This window comes from Melioribacter sulfuriphilus (assembly GCF_052656625.1).
In genome coordinates, this window is record NZ_JBQXXK010000007.1 from 97,007 (window position 1) to 113,114 (window position 16,108).

General features: G+C 39.5%; 17 protein-coding genes and 4 tRNA genes. 1 reads left to right on the plus strand and 20 read right to left on the minus strand.

The window, feature by feature from the left end; all coding sequences use genetic code 11:
- Positions 1–109: 109 nt before the first annotated feature.
- The 11 genes from rplL to ACUN8G_RS10560 all read right to left on the minus strand — a co-directional run bounded on the left by rplL (position 110) and on the right by ACUN8G_RS10560 (position 3,804).
- Positions 110–490 (minus strand): 50S ribosomal protein L7/L12, encoded by a 381-nt coding sequence (gene rplL / locus ACUN8G_RS10510; protein WP_437347478.1) that lies wholly within the window; start codon positions 488–490, stop codon positions 110–112.
- Between the two features lie 37 nt (positions 491–527).
- Entirely contained in the window at positions 528–1,049 is a 522-nt protein-coding gene (gene rplJ / locus ACUN8G_RS10515; RefSeq protein WP_437347477.1) for a 50S ribosomal protein L10, read from the minus strand.
- A gap of 94 nt (positions 1,050–1,143) precedes the next feature.
- Positions 1,144–1,839 (minus strand): 50S ribosomal protein L1, encoded by a 696-nt coding sequence (gene rplA, locus ACUN8G_RS10520; protein ID WP_437347476.1) that lies wholly within the window; start codon positions 1,837–1,839, stop codon positions 1,144–1,146.
- 18 nt (positions 1,840–1,857) lie between these two features.
- The gene (gene rplK, locus ACUN8G_RS10525) at positions 1,858–2,283 is read right to left on the minus strand and encodes a 50S ribosomal protein L11 (RefSeq protein WP_437347475.1); all 426 of its coding nucleotides are present in this window, start codon (positions 2,281–2,283) and stop codon (positions 1,858–1,860) included.
- A gap of 13 nt (positions 2,284–2,296) precedes the next feature.
- Positions 2,297–2,842: a transcription termination/antitermination protein NusG gene (nusG, locus tag ACUN8G_RS10530; protein ID WP_437347474.1), complete on the minus strand. Its 546-nt coding sequence runs from the start codon at positions 2,840–2,842 to the stop codon at positions 2,297–2,299.
- Between the two features lie 2 nt (positions 2,843–2,844).
- Entirely contained in the window at positions 2,845–3,027 is a 183-nt protein-coding gene (secE, locus tag ACUN8G_RS10535) for a preprotein translocase subunit SecE (RefSeq protein WP_445480938.1), read from the minus strand.
- A gap of 22 nt (positions 3,028–3,049) precedes the next feature.
- Positions 3,050–3,122 (minus strand) — tRNA-Trp (locus tag ACUN8G_RS10540).
- 1 nt (position 3,123) lies between these two features.
- Entirely contained in the window at positions 3,124–3,291 is a 168-nt protein-coding gene (gene rpmG / locus ACUN8G_RS10545; RefSeq protein ID WP_014854911.1) for a 50S ribosomal protein L33, read from the minus strand.
- A 57-nt stretch (positions 3,292–3,348) separates the two neighbouring features.
- Positions 3,349–3,421, minus strand: a tRNA-Thr gene (locus ACUN8G_RS10550).
- A 130-nt stretch (positions 3,422–3,551) separates the two neighbouring features.
- Positions 3,552–3,624 (minus strand) — tRNA-Gly (locus ACUN8G_RS10555).
- Between the two features lie 96 nt (positions 3,625–3,720).
- Positions 3,721–3,804, minus strand: a tRNA-Tyr gene (locus ACUN8G_RS10560).
- A 186-nt stretch (positions 3,805–3,990) separates the two neighbouring features.
- On the opposite strand from ACUN8G_RS10560, the gene proC reads away from it, so the two are divergent.
- A complete protein-coding gene (gene proC, locus ACUN8G_RS10565; RefSeq protein ID WP_437347473.1) occupies positions 3,991–4,803 on the plus strand; it encodes a pyrroline-5-carboxylate reductase in 813 nt (270 codons plus the stop codon).
- 34 nt (positions 4,804–4,837) lie between these two features.
- Here proC and cimA read toward each other — a convergent pair whose 3' ends face one another.
- From cimA to ilvD, 9 genes are read right to left on the minus strand one after another with little or no spacing between them, the layout of a single operon-like run.
- On the minus strand, positions 4,838–6,421 hold the full coding sequence (gene cimA, locus ACUN8G_RS10570) for a citramalate synthase (RefSeq protein WP_437347472.1): 1,584 nt from the start codon (positions 6,419–6,421) through the stop codon (positions 4,838–4,840).
- A 17-nt stretch (positions 6,422–6,438) separates the two neighbouring features.
- Positions 6,439–6,996, minus strand: a complete 558-nt coding sequence (locus ACUN8G_RS10575) for a LeuD/DmdB family oxidoreductase small subunit (protein WP_437347471.1) — start codon at positions 6,994–6,996, stop codon at positions 6,439–6,441.
- Positions 6,997–7,016: 20 nt separating this feature from the next.
- On the minus strand, positions 7,017–8,312 hold the full coding sequence (locus ACUN8G_RS10580) for a 3-isopropylmalate dehydratase large subunit (RefSeq protein WP_437347470.1): 1,296 nt from the start codon (positions 8,310–8,312) through the stop codon (positions 7,017–7,019).
- A gap of 14 nt (positions 8,313–8,326) precedes the next feature.
- Entirely contained in the window at positions 8,327–9,907 is a 1,581-nt protein-coding gene (locus tag ACUN8G_RS10585) for a 2-isopropylmalate synthase (RefSeq protein WP_437347469.1), read from the minus strand.
- A 23-nt stretch (positions 9,908–9,930) separates the two neighbouring features.
- On the minus strand, positions 9,931–11,025 hold the full coding sequence (gene leuB, locus ACUN8G_RS10590) for a 3-isopropylmalate dehydrogenase (RefSeq protein WP_437347468.1): 1,095 nt from the start codon (positions 11,023–11,025) through the stop codon (positions 9,931–9,933).
- Positions 11,026–11,036: 11 nt separating this feature from the next.
- A complete protein-coding gene (gene ilvC, locus ACUN8G_RS10595) occupies positions 11,037–12,029 on the minus strand; it encodes a ketol-acid reductoisomerase (RefSeq protein WP_437347467.1) in 993 nt (330 codons plus the stop codon).
- On the minus strand, positions 12,026–12,565 hold the full coding sequence (ilvN, locus tag ACUN8G_RS10600; RefSeq protein ID WP_437347466.1) for an acetolactate synthase small subunit: 540 nt from the start codon (positions 12,563–12,565) through the stop codon (positions 12,026–12,028). The genes ilvC and ilvN overlap by 4 nt, the downstream gene beginning before the upstream one ends.
- Position 12,566: 1 nt before the next feature.
- Positions 12,567–14,285 (minus strand): biosynthetic-type acetolactate synthase large subunit, encoded by a 1,719-nt coding sequence (ilvB, locus tag ACUN8G_RS10605; protein WP_437347465.1) that lies wholly within the window; start codon positions 14,283–14,285, stop codon positions 12,567–12,569.
- A gap of 11 nt (positions 14,286–14,296) precedes the next feature.
- Positions 14,297–15,985, minus strand: a complete 1,689-nt coding sequence (gene ilvD, locus ACUN8G_RS10610; RefSeq protein ID WP_437347464.1) for a dihydroxy-acid dehydratase — start codon at positions 15,983–15,985, stop codon at positions 14,297–14,299.
- Positions 15,986–16,108 lie beyond the last annotated feature (123 nt).

Here is a 16,108-nt window from a genome sequence, read left to right on the forward strand (position 1 = left end):
ACCTCCGATAATTTATTAAGCTCTTTCATTAAATGAAAGAAAGTGGTAACCCGGCAATTCCGTTTTACCACTTCGAAAATTAATATGATTTTCCAGGAAAATCGTATAATTACTTAATTGTGACAGTAGCGCCAGCTTCTTCCAATTCCTTCTTGATTTTTTCGGCTTCTTCCTTAGAGACGCCTTCTTTAATTGGTTTTGGAGCGCTGTCAACCAAATCCTTCGCTTCTTTAAGTCCAAGAGAAGTATGAGCACGGACAACTTTGATAACGTTAATCTTGGTAGCACCTGCATTTTCGAGAATAACGTCGAATTCAGTTTTTTCTTCAGCAGGTGCTGCATCGCCACCAGTAGCAACTCCAGCTGCCATTACAACAGGAGCTGCGGCAGTAACACCAAATTCATCTTCGAGAGCTTTCTTTAATTCAGCTGCTTCAACAAGCGTAAGGGCTTTGATTTTTTCAACAATTTCTGCAACTTTTTCTGACATTTTTATATCTCCTATTTCTTAATTATTTCTTTAAAAATTATGCTGCTTTTTTCTTGGATATCTCGTCAACAAGACTAACTATGTCGCGCATTACAGCATTGATTGCGCCGACGATTCCTGATGCCGGGGAGTTTATACTTCCGATAATTCCGGCAATCAATTCTTCTTTTGACGGCATTGAAGCCAGTGTATTCAATTGGTCGGCAGGATAAAAATTCGACTCGAGGTAGCATCCTTTGAACTGGAATTTTCCAGTTTCATCAAAATATTTTTTGATGATTTTTGCCGGGGCAACGTAATTTTCCCGAGCAAATGCCACTCCAGTCATTCCGACTAATTGGTCATAGAGCTTTTCGTAACCGCCTAAATTTTCGAGGGCTTTCTTGAAGAGCGTATTCTTGAATACCTTGTAAGTAACACCTTCTTTCCTGAATGTAGAACGGAGTTTATTGATATCTTCAACGTTAACTCCTTTATAGTCTACCAGATAGATTGCATTTGAATTACTTACAAGTTCTTTAATCTGCTCTACAACCTCATATTTTTTCTCTTTTTTCATCATTCTCCCGTATCAGTTATTACATCGTTCGGCTTTAGAAGCATTTATAAATAAAACCCGTATAGATTATATACGGGTGAGTGCGTAATCTTTGTTAGATGGAAGCTACTTCGTCTTTGCTAATTTTTAAACCAGGTCCCATTGTAGTAGACAAATAAATACTTTTAATATACTGGCCTTTTGCAGAAGCGGGCTTCATCTTTACAATTGTATTGAGGAAAGCTCTGGCATTATCTACTAGTTTATCTGAATCAAAAGAAATTTTACCGAGTGCCGTATGCACAATACCAGCTTTGTCGACACGAAATTCGATTTTTCCAGCCTTAACTTCTTTAACAGCCTGAGCTACATCCTGAGTAACAGTACCGCTTTTTGGATTGGGCATAAGACCTTTGGGACCCAGAATTTTTCCTAATTTTCCTAGCTCAGCCATCGAATCGGGAGTTGCAATGATCACGTCGACGTCCGCCCAACCTTCCTTAATTTTCTCGAGATATTCTTCAAATCCTGCATAATCGGCCCCAGCGTCCAGTGCTTCCTTTGCTTTAGAAGCTTTGGCAATAACAAGAACTTTGACATCCTTTCCCGTACCGTGAGGAAGCGAGACCGTGCCTCTGACCATCTGGTCGGCGTGTCTCGGATCGACACCCAATCTTATTGCACAATCTAAAGTTTCGTCAAACTTTACCTTTGAGAGTTCTTTTAACTTATCAATAGCTTCTTTCAAAGTATATTCTTTCTGGGCTTCGACTTTTTCCTTTATAGTTTTCATTCTTTTTGAAACTTTCATAACGTCATCCACTATTTGTTAATCTTCAACTGTAATTCCCATACTTCTTGCAGTACCAGCAATCATGCTCATTGCATGTTCGATATCATTAGCATTTAAGTCGGGCATTTTTAATTCTGCAATTTCGCGCAATTGCGCTTTGGTAACTTTTCCAACTTTGGTTTTATTTGGTTCGGGCGAACCTTTATCGAGTTTCAATGCCTTTTTAAGTAGCACTGCAGCAGGAGGAGTTTTTGTTATAAATGTAAATGATTTATCCGAATAAACCGTAATTACAACAGGTATGATCAACCCCTGCTTGTCGGCTGTTCTGGCGTTAAATTGTTTACAAAATTCCATAATGTTAACGCCCTTTTGACCAAGAGCAGGCCCTACGGGTGGCGAAGGGTTTGCCTGTCCTCCGGGAATTTGCAGCTTGATATAACCTTCTACTTTCTTTGCCATTTTTCTACCTTAATTATTTCTCTAATTCTGCTTGAGCAAAGTCAATTTCGACGGGGGTTTTACGCCCGAAAATCGAAACCATGACCTTTATTTTCATTTTTTCTTCGTTAACTTCTTCAACTACTCCCGAAAAATTATTAAAAGGTCCATCGATTATTTTAACATAATCTCCGGCTCTAAATAATGTTTCGGTACGTTCGGCATCTTCGTCTTTTGTAATTCTCCCCACAATTCTCTTTACTTCATCGGGTTGAAGTGGAATTGGAGTTTTTTGAGAGCCAAGAAAACCCATTACAGAAGGAGTATTGAGGATAAAATCCTTAACTTTAGCATCCAGGTCGGCACACAATAGTATATAGCCAGGAAAGAAATTTTTCTTTTTAGTTTTTTTCTTCCCGTCTTTAACTTCGAAAACTTTTTCGGTTGGAACCAAAACTTCATAGACTCGGGCTCTTAAATATTCATTGTCCTGGAGTTCGTTTTCGATCAAAGTTTTTACCTTATTTTCGTGTCCCGAAAAAGTTCTAACTACATACCATTTACCTAACTGGGTATCCAATTCTAAAAGATTCCTTTTAATATTTGATTAAGAGACATATCAATAACATATGTAAAGAGTGCTAAAATTAAACATACGACAACTACAATCACAGTAGACTCTTTCAATTCTTCTTTTGTCGGCCAGGTGACCTTTTTCATCTCCTTGACGACATCATTGACAAAGTTGATAATTTTTTCTTTCATAATCGCACATTTTTATGTCTAGCACGTCAGGAGGGACTCGAACCCCCAGCCTGCGGTTTTGGAGACCGCTGCTCTGCCAATTGAGCTACTGACGTATTATTTAGTTTCCTTAAATATTACGTGTTTTCTAACGACCGGGTCGTACTTTTTGTATTCTACGCGGCCAGGGTGGTTCCGTTTATTTTTGGTTGTTGTGTAACGATAACCAGTTCCAGCAGAGCTCTCCAATACAATTATCTGTCTAATGTTTTTTGCTTTGGCCATTTTATTTGCTTTGGTTTATTAATAATCCTTTAAAACAAAAAAATATATATTGATTAGAGCTGATGACCGGGATTGAACCGGTGACCTCTTCCTTACCAAGGAAGTGCTCTACCAACTGAGCTACATCAGCATCATTTTAAAATAATATTTTGAAAAATTTATAGCTGATTCTATGTCCTGCTTCCGTCAGTTAACGGATAAGCTACATCAAAATTTATTTAAGAACAATTTCCAGCTGTTTTTCGCATTAAAAACTTGTGAGCGGGAGACGGGACTCGAACCCGCGACCAACAGCTTGGAAGGCTGTGACTCTACCAACTGAGTTACTCCCGCATTCAATCAGCTTTTCAGAAGATTGAAAATCAAAATTTAATGAACAGCATTAAACTGCAAAAAAAATCCCGATAATTATTACCGAGTTTAATCGAGTGGGCGGCGAGGGATTCGAACCCCCAAAGGCATTCGCCAACGGATTTACAGTCCGCCCCGGCTCTCCAACTCCGGCGTCCGCCCAGACATATCTATCCACATAAAGTCAAAAAGCGAGCATCAAATATAGAACGCTTTTCAATAAAATGCAATATATAGATAGATTTTTCTGCTATTTTGAATCATTAGTAGTTTTAAGAGATACAAACTTATAAAATTTCTCGAAAAATTACTAAATTTACGCCGTTTAATAATCTTTACGGTAGAAAAATGAAAATTACAATACTCGGCTGCGGTAATATGGGTTTGACTTATGCACGTGCTTTTTTACAATATCACAAAACCACTTTTGAAGACCTTACATTAATTGCTAAGGACGACAAACACGCTGCAGAATTAAATTCATTAAAATTAGGCAAAGTAACCACTCAAATATCAAATGAAACATTAAAGAGCGATGTATTAATACTTTCCGTAAAACCCCAGGACTTTACGGGATTAGCTAAAAGTTTAATAGGCAAAATACCCCAAGATACACTATTGATTTCGATCTTAGCAGGAGTAAGGTTAGTTACTCTTAAGGAAAAACTTGAGCATAAATTTATCGTTAGAGCCATGCCAAATATGCCCGCTCAATTTGGAATGGGTATTACGGTTTACATTCCCACTCCGGAAACTAATGTACATCATCTTTCGACAGTGGAAAACCTGCTTAACACGACCGGCAGAACTTTTATGATCGAAGATGAAAATCTGATGGACGGTGTAACAGCACTGAGCGGTAGTGGTCCTGCGTATTTCTATTATATCGTAAAAATAATGACCGAAACAGCAAAGAAAATGGGATTTGACGAAAGTCTGGCAAATTTATTAGTAATGCACACTATGCACGGAGCCTTTCATGTAATGAATAATTCGGATAGCGAACTCGATGTGCTCATCAATAAAGTTGCTTCAAAGGGGGGTACGACTGAAGCTGCTTTAAAAACATTGAAGGAAAATCGATTCGACGAAATTTTTGCCAGTGCGATATTGAATGCAGAAAAACGTTCGAAAGAACTTTCAGAATTAAACGGAAAATAAGCCCAAAGAAGGCTTATTTTCCTTTTAATCAGATTCACTTTTCGGCTAATTGTTTGTTTTTGTTATACTGAAAAAGCTTATAATTTATACTGTCGCTTAAGGCCTTAAAACTTGCTTCGATAATATTAGTAGATACACCTACTGTTCCCCAGGCATCTTTACCGTCGCTCGATTCAATCATAACCCTTACTTTTGCTGCTGTACCTTCTTTTTCGTCGAGAACTCTAACCTTGTAGTCAACTAATTTTATGTTGGCAACTTCAGGATAAAATCTGATAAGTGCTTTACGCAGAGCTTTGTCGAGCGCATTTACAGGACCATCACCGTCGGAGGCAGTATGTTCAATTTCTCCATTGACTTCGATTTTGAGAACTGCTTCGGCATTCGAATGACCTTCTTCGTCGTAAAAAACGTTTACTTTTGAATCTAGTACCTTAAAGAAAGGAGAAAATTCATTGGTTTCGGCTCTGAGCAATAATTCAAAAGATGCTTCGGCACCGTCAAATTGATATCCGTTGTATTCAAGCGATTTTATATGATTGACAATTTTCTTGCTCAGTTCATTATCGTCGCCGATGTCTACTCCAACTTCTTTTGCTTTATAACGGACATTACTCTGGCCCGATAAATCCGAAACCAGAACTCGCTGTTTGTTTCCTACCAACTCAGGAGCAATATGTTCATACATTCTACTTTCTTTCAAAACTGCGCTTACGTGAACTCCACCTTTGTGTGCAAAAGCAGATTTGCCTGTAAATGCTGCTCTTGTATTCGGATGGAGATTCATTATTTCATAAACATAATTAGAAACAGAAGTTAGGTTAGATAGATTTGATTTTTGATTGGTATCATAGTTCATTTTTAAAATCAGGTTTGGAATGATACTGCAGAGGTTTGCATTGCCGCATCGTTCACCCAGTCCATTGATTGTACCCTGCACATGGCAAGCTCCGGCTCTTACAGCAGCCAGCGAATTTGCCACTGCAAGTTCAGAGTCGTTGTGAGCATGAATGCCAATTTTAACGTCAAATTTTTCCCTTACAGTTTTTGTAATTTCATATACCTCTTCAGGTAATGTACCTCCGTTTGTATCGCATAACACCAGCGTATCGGCACCGCCTTTTAGAGCAGCTTCGAGCATTTTGAGTGCAAACTCGGGGCTATCCTTATAACCGTCAAAAAAGTGTTCCGCATCGAATATTACCCTTCTTTCGTGCGATTTCAAATATTTGACGGATTTATAAATCAATTCTTCGTTCTCAGAGTCGGTTAAACCCAGACCTTTTTCGGAATGGAGTCTCCAGGTTTTTCCAAAAATTGTAACAATAGGCGTTTCAGTATTAATTAGAGAATTCAAATTATAGTCCGATTCAACATTCTTAACTGATCTGGCAGTCGAGCCGAAAGCACATAACTGTGCATGATGAAGGTTCAATTCTTTTGCTTTCTTAAAAAATTCCTCGTCCTTTGGATTGCTGCCTGGCCAACCTCCTTCAATAATATCGATTCCGAACTCATCGAGTTTTTTAGCAATTAGGAGTTTATCCTGAACCGATAGGTTTACACCTTCGCCCTGTGTTCCATCTCGTAATGTTGTATCAAATATTTCTATTAGCATAATTTCATCCTCTTAGTTTAAATCATATTATTTTTACGGGCATATTCGAAAATATTTCCCGCTTCGATGATCGGTAAAATATCGCCAAGCGGTCGAAGTTTATAAGTTTCGTTTTTAGATAAATTCTTCAATGTATTCTCATTCAGATCGAGTTCAAGTTGATCTCCTGTTTCTATTTTATCGTTGAGTTTTTCTGGTGTTTCATAGGGCACAACAAAGCCACCATCAACACAATTGCGATAAAATATTCGCGCATAAGATTCGGCAACAATTGCCTTAGCGCCTGCAACTTGAAGCGCGAAAGGTGCGTGCTCGCGCGAAGATCCGCATCCAAAATTTGCACCACCAATTATAATCTGATATTTAGTTTGATACTGATTTTCTTCAACAAAAGGAATTCCCCCTTCAGGTAACCCGGACTGATTTAAAGGGACTCCTGAAAGTGCAAATCGTCCATAATTTTTCGCTTCCTCCGGATCGCTTAAACTATAGACCAGATGCTCGGCAGGAATTATCTGGTCGGTATCAATATTGTCTCCAAGTACAAATGCTCTACCTTTTATTATTTTTTCCATTTTAATTCTCTAATATTATTTTATAAAAATTCTCTCGGGTCGGTTATTACTCCTGTTACTGCAGAAGCAGCAACGGTCAATGGTGAAGCCAGATAGACTTCCGATTTCTTGCTACCCATTCTGCCTGGGAAATTTCTGTTGGTAGTCGAAATTATCACCTCGCCGTCCGTAGCCCGTCCAACAGTGTCTGCAGGTCCACCCAGGCAAGCAGCGCATGACGATTGAGCAATTATACAGCCAGCTTTCTCAAATATTTCTTTCAATGTAATTCCGTTGATGGTTTCCACTTCGAGTTGCTTGGCAACGTAAGTGCTACCAGGTACAATAAAAGTAGGAACTTTAACTTCACTTCCGAAAATAATTTTAGCAGCATTATAAAAATCGGTGAGTTTACCGCCCGTGCACGAGCCAATATAACACTTGGTAAGTTTTCTGCCCGCAACATTTCTGACCGTATCTCTATTATCGGGGCTATGTGGCTTTGCGACCAATGGTTCGATTTTATTTACATTATAACGATAGATTTCTCGATATTTTGCGTCGGGGTCGCTTTCAAAAATTTCGTACGGTTTATCGGTTCTTTCTCTCACATATTTTTCGGTAATTTCATCTGCTTTAATTATGCCATTCATGGCACCAGCTTCGATGGCCATATTCGTCAAGGTCATTCTTTCGTCCATCTGCATCGAGAAGATAGCTTCGCCGTCGAATTCTAAAGCTCTATATGTGCCGCCATCTGTAGTAATATCACCAAGTATCATTAAGATCAAATCTTTGGCAGTCAGATATTCTGGCAATTTACCTTCAAAAATAAACTTGAGTGATTCAGGTACTTTTTCCCAAATTTTGCCGGTACCGAGGATAAACGCAGCGTCTGTATTTCCTACTCCCGTTGAAAACATACCGAATGCACCTGAAGTACACGTATGAGAATCGGTTCCGAATAAAACCGTGCCGGGTAAATTATATCCTTCTTCAGCAAGTGCAATGTGACAAACGCCCTTATATCGGTCAGTACCTACGTCGTAATAATTTGGGACGTCATATTCACTGGCAAATTCTCTCAGAATATTAACGTTACGATTTGCCTGAGGATTTTTCGTAAAAATATAATGGTCAGGAAAGATGACCAGCTTTTCTTTATCCCATATTTTTGCTTTATCACCGAATTCTCTTTTCCAGATTTCAATAGTTGGAGGTCCGCACACATCGTGCGTCATCAATACATCTACATTAAGCCAAATACTTTCACCAGGCTCTACTCTTTTTTTACCCGATGACTTAGCCATAATTTTTTCGGTTATAGTCATACCCATAATTTATTCCTTTATTAAATTACTTCTGAAATTGATTCGTTATTTTTGATTGACGTTTGTCTGAAGTATTTTTCTTTCTGATTGAGGGCATTTAAATAAGCTTTTGCACTGGCTTCAATAATATCGGTTGAAATGCCTCTTCCCATGAACGATTTGTTGCCGCTCCGAATCCTTATAATCACCTCACCCATAGCTTCGCGTCCGGATGTAACAGAACGCACCTGGTATGATTCGACTTCTGAACTGATCGAAAGAGCACGCTCAATTGCATTGAATACGGCGTCGACAGGCCCGTCGCCAGTTGCTGACTCGGAATAGATCTCGCCGTTATAATTTATCTTGACGACAGCATTCGGAATAAGATTTGAACCTGTATTAACCTGGATGTACTCAAGTTCATAACTCTCATTTACTTTTTGAATTTCGTCACCCATAAGCATTCTCAGATCGTCGTCAAATATTTCTTTTTTCTTATCTGCCAGTTCGATAAATGCCTTGTAGATATTCTGGAGTTCTTCATCATTAACTTTGTAACCGAGTTCCTGAAGCCTAACTTTAAGTCCGTGTCTACCTGAATGTCTGCCCAGTACAATATTGTTTTTAGGTATTCCTACACTTTCTGGGGTCATAATTTCATAAGTATCGCGTCTTTTCAGAACTCCATCCTGGTGTATTCCCGATTCATGTGCAAAGGCATTTTCTCCGACAATAGCTTTATTACGTTGTACAAGAAGTCCTGTAAATGCCGAGACCATTTTACTTGTATTGTAAATTTCTTTAGTGTTTACGTCAGTATAAAAATTAAGCAGGTCTTTTCTTACATTCAGCGCCATTACGAATTCTTCCAGAGAAGCGTTTCCAGCTCTTTCGCCAATTCCGTTTATAGTACATTCAACCTGACGAGCTCCACTTTGAACTGCAGCAATCGAATTTGCGACTGCAAGCCCCAGATCGTTATGGCAATGAACGCTAATAATTACTTTCTCAATATTTTTAACTCTCTTTCTCAATTCTGCTATCTTAGCGGCAAATTCAAACGGAAGAGTGTAACCTGTCGTATCAGGAATATTTACCGTTGTTGCTCCAGCTTCGATTGCCGCTTCTATTACATCGACAAGGTAACCGATATCTGTCCTGCCGGCATCTTCAGCCGAGAACTCGACATCGTCTGTAAAGGTCTTTGCATACGTCACAGCATCATATGACATTTTGATAATTGTTTGTCGCTTTTCTTCGAGAGTTCTGCCATAGCGTTCGTGTCCGAATTTTCCGAGTATATGATAGTCGGAAGTACTTGCAAAAGTATGAATTCTTTTGCGTGGCGCAGGTGCAAGAGCTTCAGCGGCAACTTTTATATCTTTTTCATTTGCTCGCGAGAGTGCTGCAATGACGCAATTTACTTCTTCAGCAATTCGCTTTACGGCTTCGAACTGAGCAGGCGATGAAATTGGAAAACCCGCTTCAATTATGTCCACGTTTAATTTTGCTAACTGGTGTGCTATTTCAATTTTTTCGTGAACGTTCAAAGATGCGCCGGGCGACTGTTCGCCGTCTCTTAAAGTTGTGTCGAAAATATATATTTTATTATCATTCATTTTACACTCCGTTAATATCTATCTCATAAAGTAAAAACATTGATTGCTTGAGTAGCCACAATCTTTTCAAATTCTTCTATTATCAAATTTGTCATTTCTTCTGTAGAAACAAGTTTGGTTCCTTCTTTAAAGATGTCTTTAGTTCTATATCCTTTCGACAAAACGTTTTCGATTGAATTTTCGATAATCTCCGAAGCTTTGTCCATCTGGAAAGAATATTTAAGCATCATCGCAGCTGAAGAAATGGCAGCAATTGGATTGGCAATACCTTTACCGGCAATGTCGGGCGCACTACCGTGTACAGGTTCATAAAGCGCATATTTTGTTCCGAGGCTTGCCGAAGGTAACATACCAAGGCTACCGGTAATCATAGCGGCAATATCGCTCAAGATATCGCCAAAGAGATTCGAAGTCAAAATCACATCGAATTGTTTGGGATCTCTTACAATTTGCATTGCTGCATTGTCGACGTACATGTGGTTCAAGGCGACATCCTGATAATCTTTATGAACTTCTGTTACTACTTTTCTCCAGAATTGCGATACTTCTAGGACATTGGCTTTGTCGACAGAAGTAACTTTTTTATTACGTTGTCTTGCAAATTCAAATGCTTTATGCGCAATGCGTACAACTTCTTCCTTTGTATAAATCATTGTATTGAAACCTTTCTGGTCGTCATAACCTCGAGGCTCGCCAAAGTAGATGCCGCCCGTAAGTTCCCTGAGTATCAATATATCTGTGCCTCTAAGAACATCGGCTTTTAGAGATGAATTCTCGAGCATGGAATTATAAACCCGAGCAGGTCTCAGATTGGCAAAGAGTCCCAGAGCTTTTCTGATTTTTAGTAAAGCCGCTTCTGGTTTTAGATGATGTTCAAGATTTTCCCACTGAGGACCTCCAACGGCTCCCAGGAAAACTGCATCGGAGCTATAACAAATATCGAGAGTTTCATCTGTCAATGGTGTTTTGAACCTGTCATAAGAAGAGCCACCAATAAGTGCAGTTTTAAATTCAAACTCGGTGTTGAATTTTTCTCCTGCAGCTTTTAATACTTTTACTGCTGCATTTACAACTTCGGGTCCGATGCCGTCGCCCGGTAATAATGCTATCCGATACATAATTTCCCCTTTTAGTTTTTTTTGAGCCAGCTCATCATACTTCTTAATTTGGCTCCAATTTTTTCGATTGGATGCTCCTGATTTTCTTTTCTCAATTTATTTAAGGTAGGTTGACCTTTTTTATTTTCTTCAATCCATTCTTCGGCGAATTTGCCGCTCTGTATTTCGTTCAGTATTTCTTTCATTACTTTTTTTGTATCGCTATTAATTACTCGAGGACCTCTGGTCATTCCTCCATATTCAGCCGTATCGCTTACGGAATAGTTCATTCGACTAAGACCTCCTTCGTAGTAAAGGTCGACGATTAATTTTAGCTCGTGCATACATTCGAAATAAGCCAGTTCAGCCGGATAGCCCGCTTCGACGAGTGTTTCAAAACCGGCTTTAATCAGTTCAGCCGAACCACCGCAGAGTACCGCTTGTTCACCGAAAAGGTCAGTTTCGGTTTCGTCTTTGAAAGTCGTTTCGATAACGCCAGCGCGTGTTCCGCCAATTCCTTTAGCCCACGCCAGAGCTTTATTGCGCGCTTGTCCAGAAAAATCCTGCTGAATTGCAATTAAACATGGAGTGCCGCTGCCTTCCTGAAAAGTACGGCGTACTAAGTGTCCTGGACCTTTGGGTGCAATCATAATAACGTCAATATTTTCAGGAGGCACAATTTGTTTATAATGAATATTAAAACCGTGAGCAAAAGCAAGAGTTTTGCCTTCGCTTAAATAAGGTTTAATTTGACTTTCATAAACTTCTTTCTGATTCTGGTCTGGTAACAAAATCATAATAATGTCAGCCCATTTAGCAGCTTCGTCTACTGTAAAAACTTTGAGACCTGCTTCTTCGGCTTCTTTCCATCTTGCAGAAGATTTCCTCAATCCGATTCCGACATCCATTCCACTGTCTTTTAGATTGAGAGCATGAGCATGTCCCTGACTACCATATCCCATTACAGCAATTTTTTTCCCTTTCAGGATATCCAGATTTGCATCCTGGTCATAATAGACTTTCATTTTTTATCTCCATTGATTTTTTTATGTTCGCCTTCATTTTCTTTCGTAAGTTTTCTTATTTGTTCACCGCGGCGCAGCACTACTGTTCCCGAACGCGCAATCTCTTTTATTCCAAATGGTTCGAGAACATTTATAGCCGCATCAATTTTTTCTGGTGGACCGGTAATTTCCAGCATAATTGTTCTATTATTAATATCAACTACATTTCCTCTGAAGATTTCGCAAATATCAATAATTTCAGAACGGGTCCCTTTTTGATAATAAACCGTAATCAGCATCAATTCTCGTTGCACTTTCGGCTGATTGGTCATGTCGATAATTTTAATAGTATCGATCAGTCGATTCAACTGCTTAACAATCTGTTCAATAACTTTATCTTCACCTTCTGTTACGATAGTCATTCTGGAAATGGAGGGATCCTCTGTTTCTCCAATGGAAATAGAATGTATGTTGTACCCTTTGGCGCTGAACATTGTTACTACTCTGTTGAATGCACCGAATTTATTTTCTACGAGAGCAGATATTATGTGCATCATTTTAGACCATCTCCTTTGGATCTAATCTACGAATAATCATATCGCTAATAGAAGCTCCCGCAGGCACAATGGGGAATACCATATCTTCTTTAGCAACTTTGAATTCGACCATTATGGGGCCATCGTTATAGTCGAGCATTTCCTTGAGTAAGTGTTCTACGTTATGAGGACTGTCGGTCGAATATGCTTTAACGCCAAAAGCTTCGGCCACTTTAACAAAATCTGGATTGCTGTCCGAGAGATCTGTAAAACTGTATTTTTCGGCGTGGAAAAGTTCCTGCCATTGTCGTACCATACCGAGGAAACTGTTGTTTAGTACAATTATTTTAATGGGCAGTTTATAATAAACGGCAGTTACCAATTCTTGAATATTCATCTGGAATCCGCCGTCTCCGTTGATTGAAATTACAGGACGGTCTTTTACGCCGAATGCTACCCCAATTGAGGCAGGCAGGGCAAAGCCCATTGTTCCAAGTCCGCCGCTTGTAATGTGTGAGCGTGGATGATTGAACTTGTAATATTGTGCCGTCCACATTTGATTTTGACCTACGTCCGTAACAATAATCGCTTCGCCTTTCGTAAGTTCAGACAATTTTTCAATTACATATTGAGCTCTCAGTCGACCATCGGACATATCGTATTCGAGAGGGCATTCACTCTTCCATTTATTGATCTGCTCCCACCATTCATCCAGTTCAGGTTTACGTGTAATTTCAGAGGCAAGTTCTGCCATTACATGTTTAACATCGCCTACGATTGGCAAATCGACAATAATATTTTTATCGATGCAAGTAGGATCGATATCTACGTGAATTTTGTAGGCATTGCGAGCAAATGTATCAACTTTTCCTGTGACTCTATCGTCGAAACGCGCTCCCAGTGAAATGAGCAAGTCGCAATGATTAACCGCTTGATTTGCCCAGTAAGTGCCGTGCATTCCGAGCATTCCAAGCGATTGAGGGTCGGTTCCAGGAAATGCACCAAGTCCTTGAAGAGTCATTGTAACAGGTAGATTATTTTCTTTTGCCAGGAGATACAATTCCCGATGTCCTCCTGACATTATAACTCCGCCGCCTACATAAAGCAATGGTCTTTTTGCTTTTTGAAGCATCATGGCGGCTTTTTTAATTTGATTCTGATGACCGAAAACCTTGGGTTTGTATCCTCTGAGTTCTATTTTATCGGGGTAATTAAATTCAGTGATGCTGTTAATTACATTTTTCGGTAAATCTACTACAACAGGACCGGGTCGGCCAGTTGAAGCGATATAAAATGCTTGTTTTATTGTAGAAGCAAGTTCAGAAATATCTCTTACAAGAAAGTTGTGCTTGGTAATAGGTCGTGTTATACCGCAAATGTCAGCTTCCTGAAATGCATCGTTGCCAATCAGGTGTGTGGGAACCTGACCTGTAAAAACGACAATTGGAACAGAGTCCATATAAGCGTCTGTAATACCTGTGACTGTATTAGTAGCACCCGGACCCGAAGTTACAAGTACAACGCCAACTTTCCCAGTTGCTTTTGCATAACCTTCGGCCATATGTGTGGCGCCTTGTTCGTGTCTGACTAAGATGTGTTTTAAGAAATCGACGTCATAGAGTTTTTCGTAGATAGGCAATACAGCACCACCGGGATACCCGAAGATATATTCTACGCCTTCTCTCTTAAGACATTCAAAGAAAATATCCGCACCGGACATTTTATTTTTTTTTGTGTTCATAATTACCCCTTTCATTTATCTTCATTAAAATTTAATATTGCACCGGTATTAGCAGAAGTAACCATTCTTGAATAGCGGGCTAAATAACCCTTTTTAATTTTGGGGATGAATGGAGGCAATTCAGCCAGTCTTTTTTCGATTTCTTCCTGGCTGAGCTCCACTTCTAATTTATAATTTGGTATATCAATCGAAATTATATCGCCATTTCTTAAAGCTGCAATTGGACCTCGATCGGCAGCTTCAGGTGAAACATGTCCAATACAAGCTCCCCTTGTCCCTCCAGAGAATCGACCGTCAGTAATCAGAGCGACTTTATCTCCCAGTCCCATTCCCATAATTTCGCTCGTAGGAGCCAGCATTTCCGGCATTCCTGGCCCGCCTTTTGGTCCCTCATATCTTATAACGACAACGTCACCTGGTTTAATTTTCCCGCCTCTTATTCCTTGTAAAGCTTCATCCTGTGAATTAAAAATAACAGCAGGTCCACGATGGACTAGCATATTTGGATCGACAGCGCCAGTTTTAACAACCGCTCCATAAGGAGCCAGATTACCGAACAGCACCGCCAATCCACCGGTTTTGCTGAAAGGATTATCGATTGTTCTTATTACATTAAAGTCTTTAATTTCTGCATTGGCAATGTTCTCGCCAAGTGTTTTCCCTGTAACTGTAGGGGAATCCAGAGAGAGCAATCCCTCTATCTTCGAAATTTCTTTGAGGATGGCAGATATCCCGCCTGCGCGGTCTACATCTTCCATATGGACATTTTTTGTTGCTGGAGATACTTTGCAAATATATGGTACTTTTTGAGCCAGTTTATTCAGTTCATTTAATTCAAAATCGATTTCAGCTTCGTTTGCAATCGCCAGAGTATGCAAAACTGTATTTGTACTTCCTCCCATCGCCATGTCTAAAGCAAAAGCATTAAGTATCGATTTCTTGGTAATAATATCTCTCGGTTTTAAATCTTTATTTATCAGGTCGATAATTTTACGTGCTGCTTCTTTTGCTAATTCAAGTCTTTTAGAATCGACGGCAAGTATTGAGCCGTTACCAGGCAAAGCAATTCCAAGGGCTTCCATAAGACAGTTCATCGAGTTGGCTGTAAACATACCGCTACAAGAGCCGCATGTGGGGCATGCAAAGTTTTCAAGTTCTTTTAATTGCTCGTCGTTAATTTCACCTGTGGAATACTTCCCAACTCCTTCAAAAACCGAGATCAGATCGACGACATTACCTGATGGCGTATAGCCGGCTTTCATTGGACCACCGGAAATAAAAATAGCAGGTATATTAAGTCTAACGGCAGCCATTAACATACCTGGAACGATTTTATCGCAATTCGGAATACAAACCAATCCATCGAGTCGATGAGCTTCGGCAACGGTCTCAACACTATCGGCAATTAATTCTCTGCTTGCAAGTGAATAACGCATGCCGATATGCCCCATTGCTATTCCATCGTCCACACCAATTGTATTGAACTCGAATGGCACTCCGCCCGCCTTACGAATTTCTTCTTTTACTATTTTTCCAAATTCTTGAAGGTGAACATGACCTGGAACTAAATCAATATAAGAATTGCACACGCCGATGAATGGCTTATTAAAATCTTCATCCGATTTGATTACACCGGTAGCTTTTAATAAGCTTCGATGCGGTGCTTTGTCGAAACCTTTTTTAATTAAATCTGATCTCATTTCAATCCTCTAACTTTGTAAAGAAATATAACTTTAGATATACCTTTAGGGTTTAGTCAATCCCTAAATTATCTTAAAAGTTATTTTATGTTATGGTTAGGGATTGACTAAATATTATTACCC

Excerpts from the sequence above, each read along its gene's own strand:
- rpmG (WP_014854911.1), bottom strand. The coding sequence starts at position 3,291 with ATGGCCAAAGCAAAAAACATTAGACAGATAATTGTATTGGAGAGCTCT.
- ACUN8G_RS10585 (WP_437347469.1), bottom strand. The coding sequence starts at position 9,907 with ATGAATGATAATAAAATATATATTTTCGACACAACTTTAAGAGACGGC.
- ilvD (WP_437347464.1), bottom strand. The coding sequence starts at position 15,985 with ATGAGATCAGATTTAATTAAAAAAGGTTTCGACAAAGCACCGCATCGA.
- ilvN (WP_437347466.1), bottom strand. The coding sequence starts at position 12,565 with ATGATGCACATAATATCTGCTCTCGTAGAAAATAAATTCGGTGCATTC.
- ilvB (WP_437347465.1), bottom strand. The coding sequence starts at position 14,285 with ATGAACACAAAAAAAAATAAAATGTCCGGTGCGGATATTTTCTTTGAA.
- secE (WP_445480938.1), bottom strand. The coding sequence starts at position 3,027 with ATGAAAGAAAAAATTATCAACTTTGTCAATGATGTCGTCAAGGAGATG.
- rplJ (WP_437347477.1), bottom strand. The coding sequence starts at position 1,049 with ATGAAAAAAGAGAAAAAATATGAGGTTGTAGAGCAGATTAAAGAACTT.
- rplL (WP_437347478.1), bottom strand. The coding sequence starts at position 490 with ATGTCAGAAAAAGTTGCAGAAATTGTTGAAAAAATCAAAGCCCTTACG.
- proC (WP_437347473.1), top strand. The coding sequence starts at position 3,991 with ATGAAAATTACAATACTCGGCTGCGGTAATATGGGTTTGACTTATGCA.
- ACUN8G_RS10580 (WP_437347470.1), bottom strand. The coding sequence starts at position 8,312 with ATGGGTATGACTATAACCGAAAAAATTATGGCTAAGTCATCGGGTAAA.
- ACUN8G_RS10575 (WP_437347471.1), bottom strand. The coding sequence starts at position 6,996 with ATGGAAAAAATAATAAAAGGTAGAGCATTTGTACTTGGAGACAATATT.
- ilvC (WP_437347467.1), bottom strand. The coding sequence starts at position 12,029 with ATGAAAGTCTATTATGACCAGGATGCAAATCTGGATATCCTGAAAGGG.
- rplK (WP_437347475.1), bottom strand. The coding sequence starts at position 2,283 with ATGGCAAAGAAAGTAGAAGGTTATATCAAGCTGCAAATTCCCGGAGGA.
- cimA (WP_437347472.1), bottom strand. The coding sequence starts at position 6,421 with ATGCTAATAGAAATATTTGATACAACATTACGAGATGGAACACAGGGC.
- rplA (WP_437347476.1), bottom strand. The coding sequence starts at position 1,839 with ATGAAAGTTTCAAAAAGAATGAAAACTATAAAGGAAAAAGTCGAAGCC.
- leuB (WP_437347468.1), bottom strand. The coding sequence starts at position 11,025 with ATGTATCGGATAGCATTATTACCGGGCGACGGCATCGGACCCGAAGTT.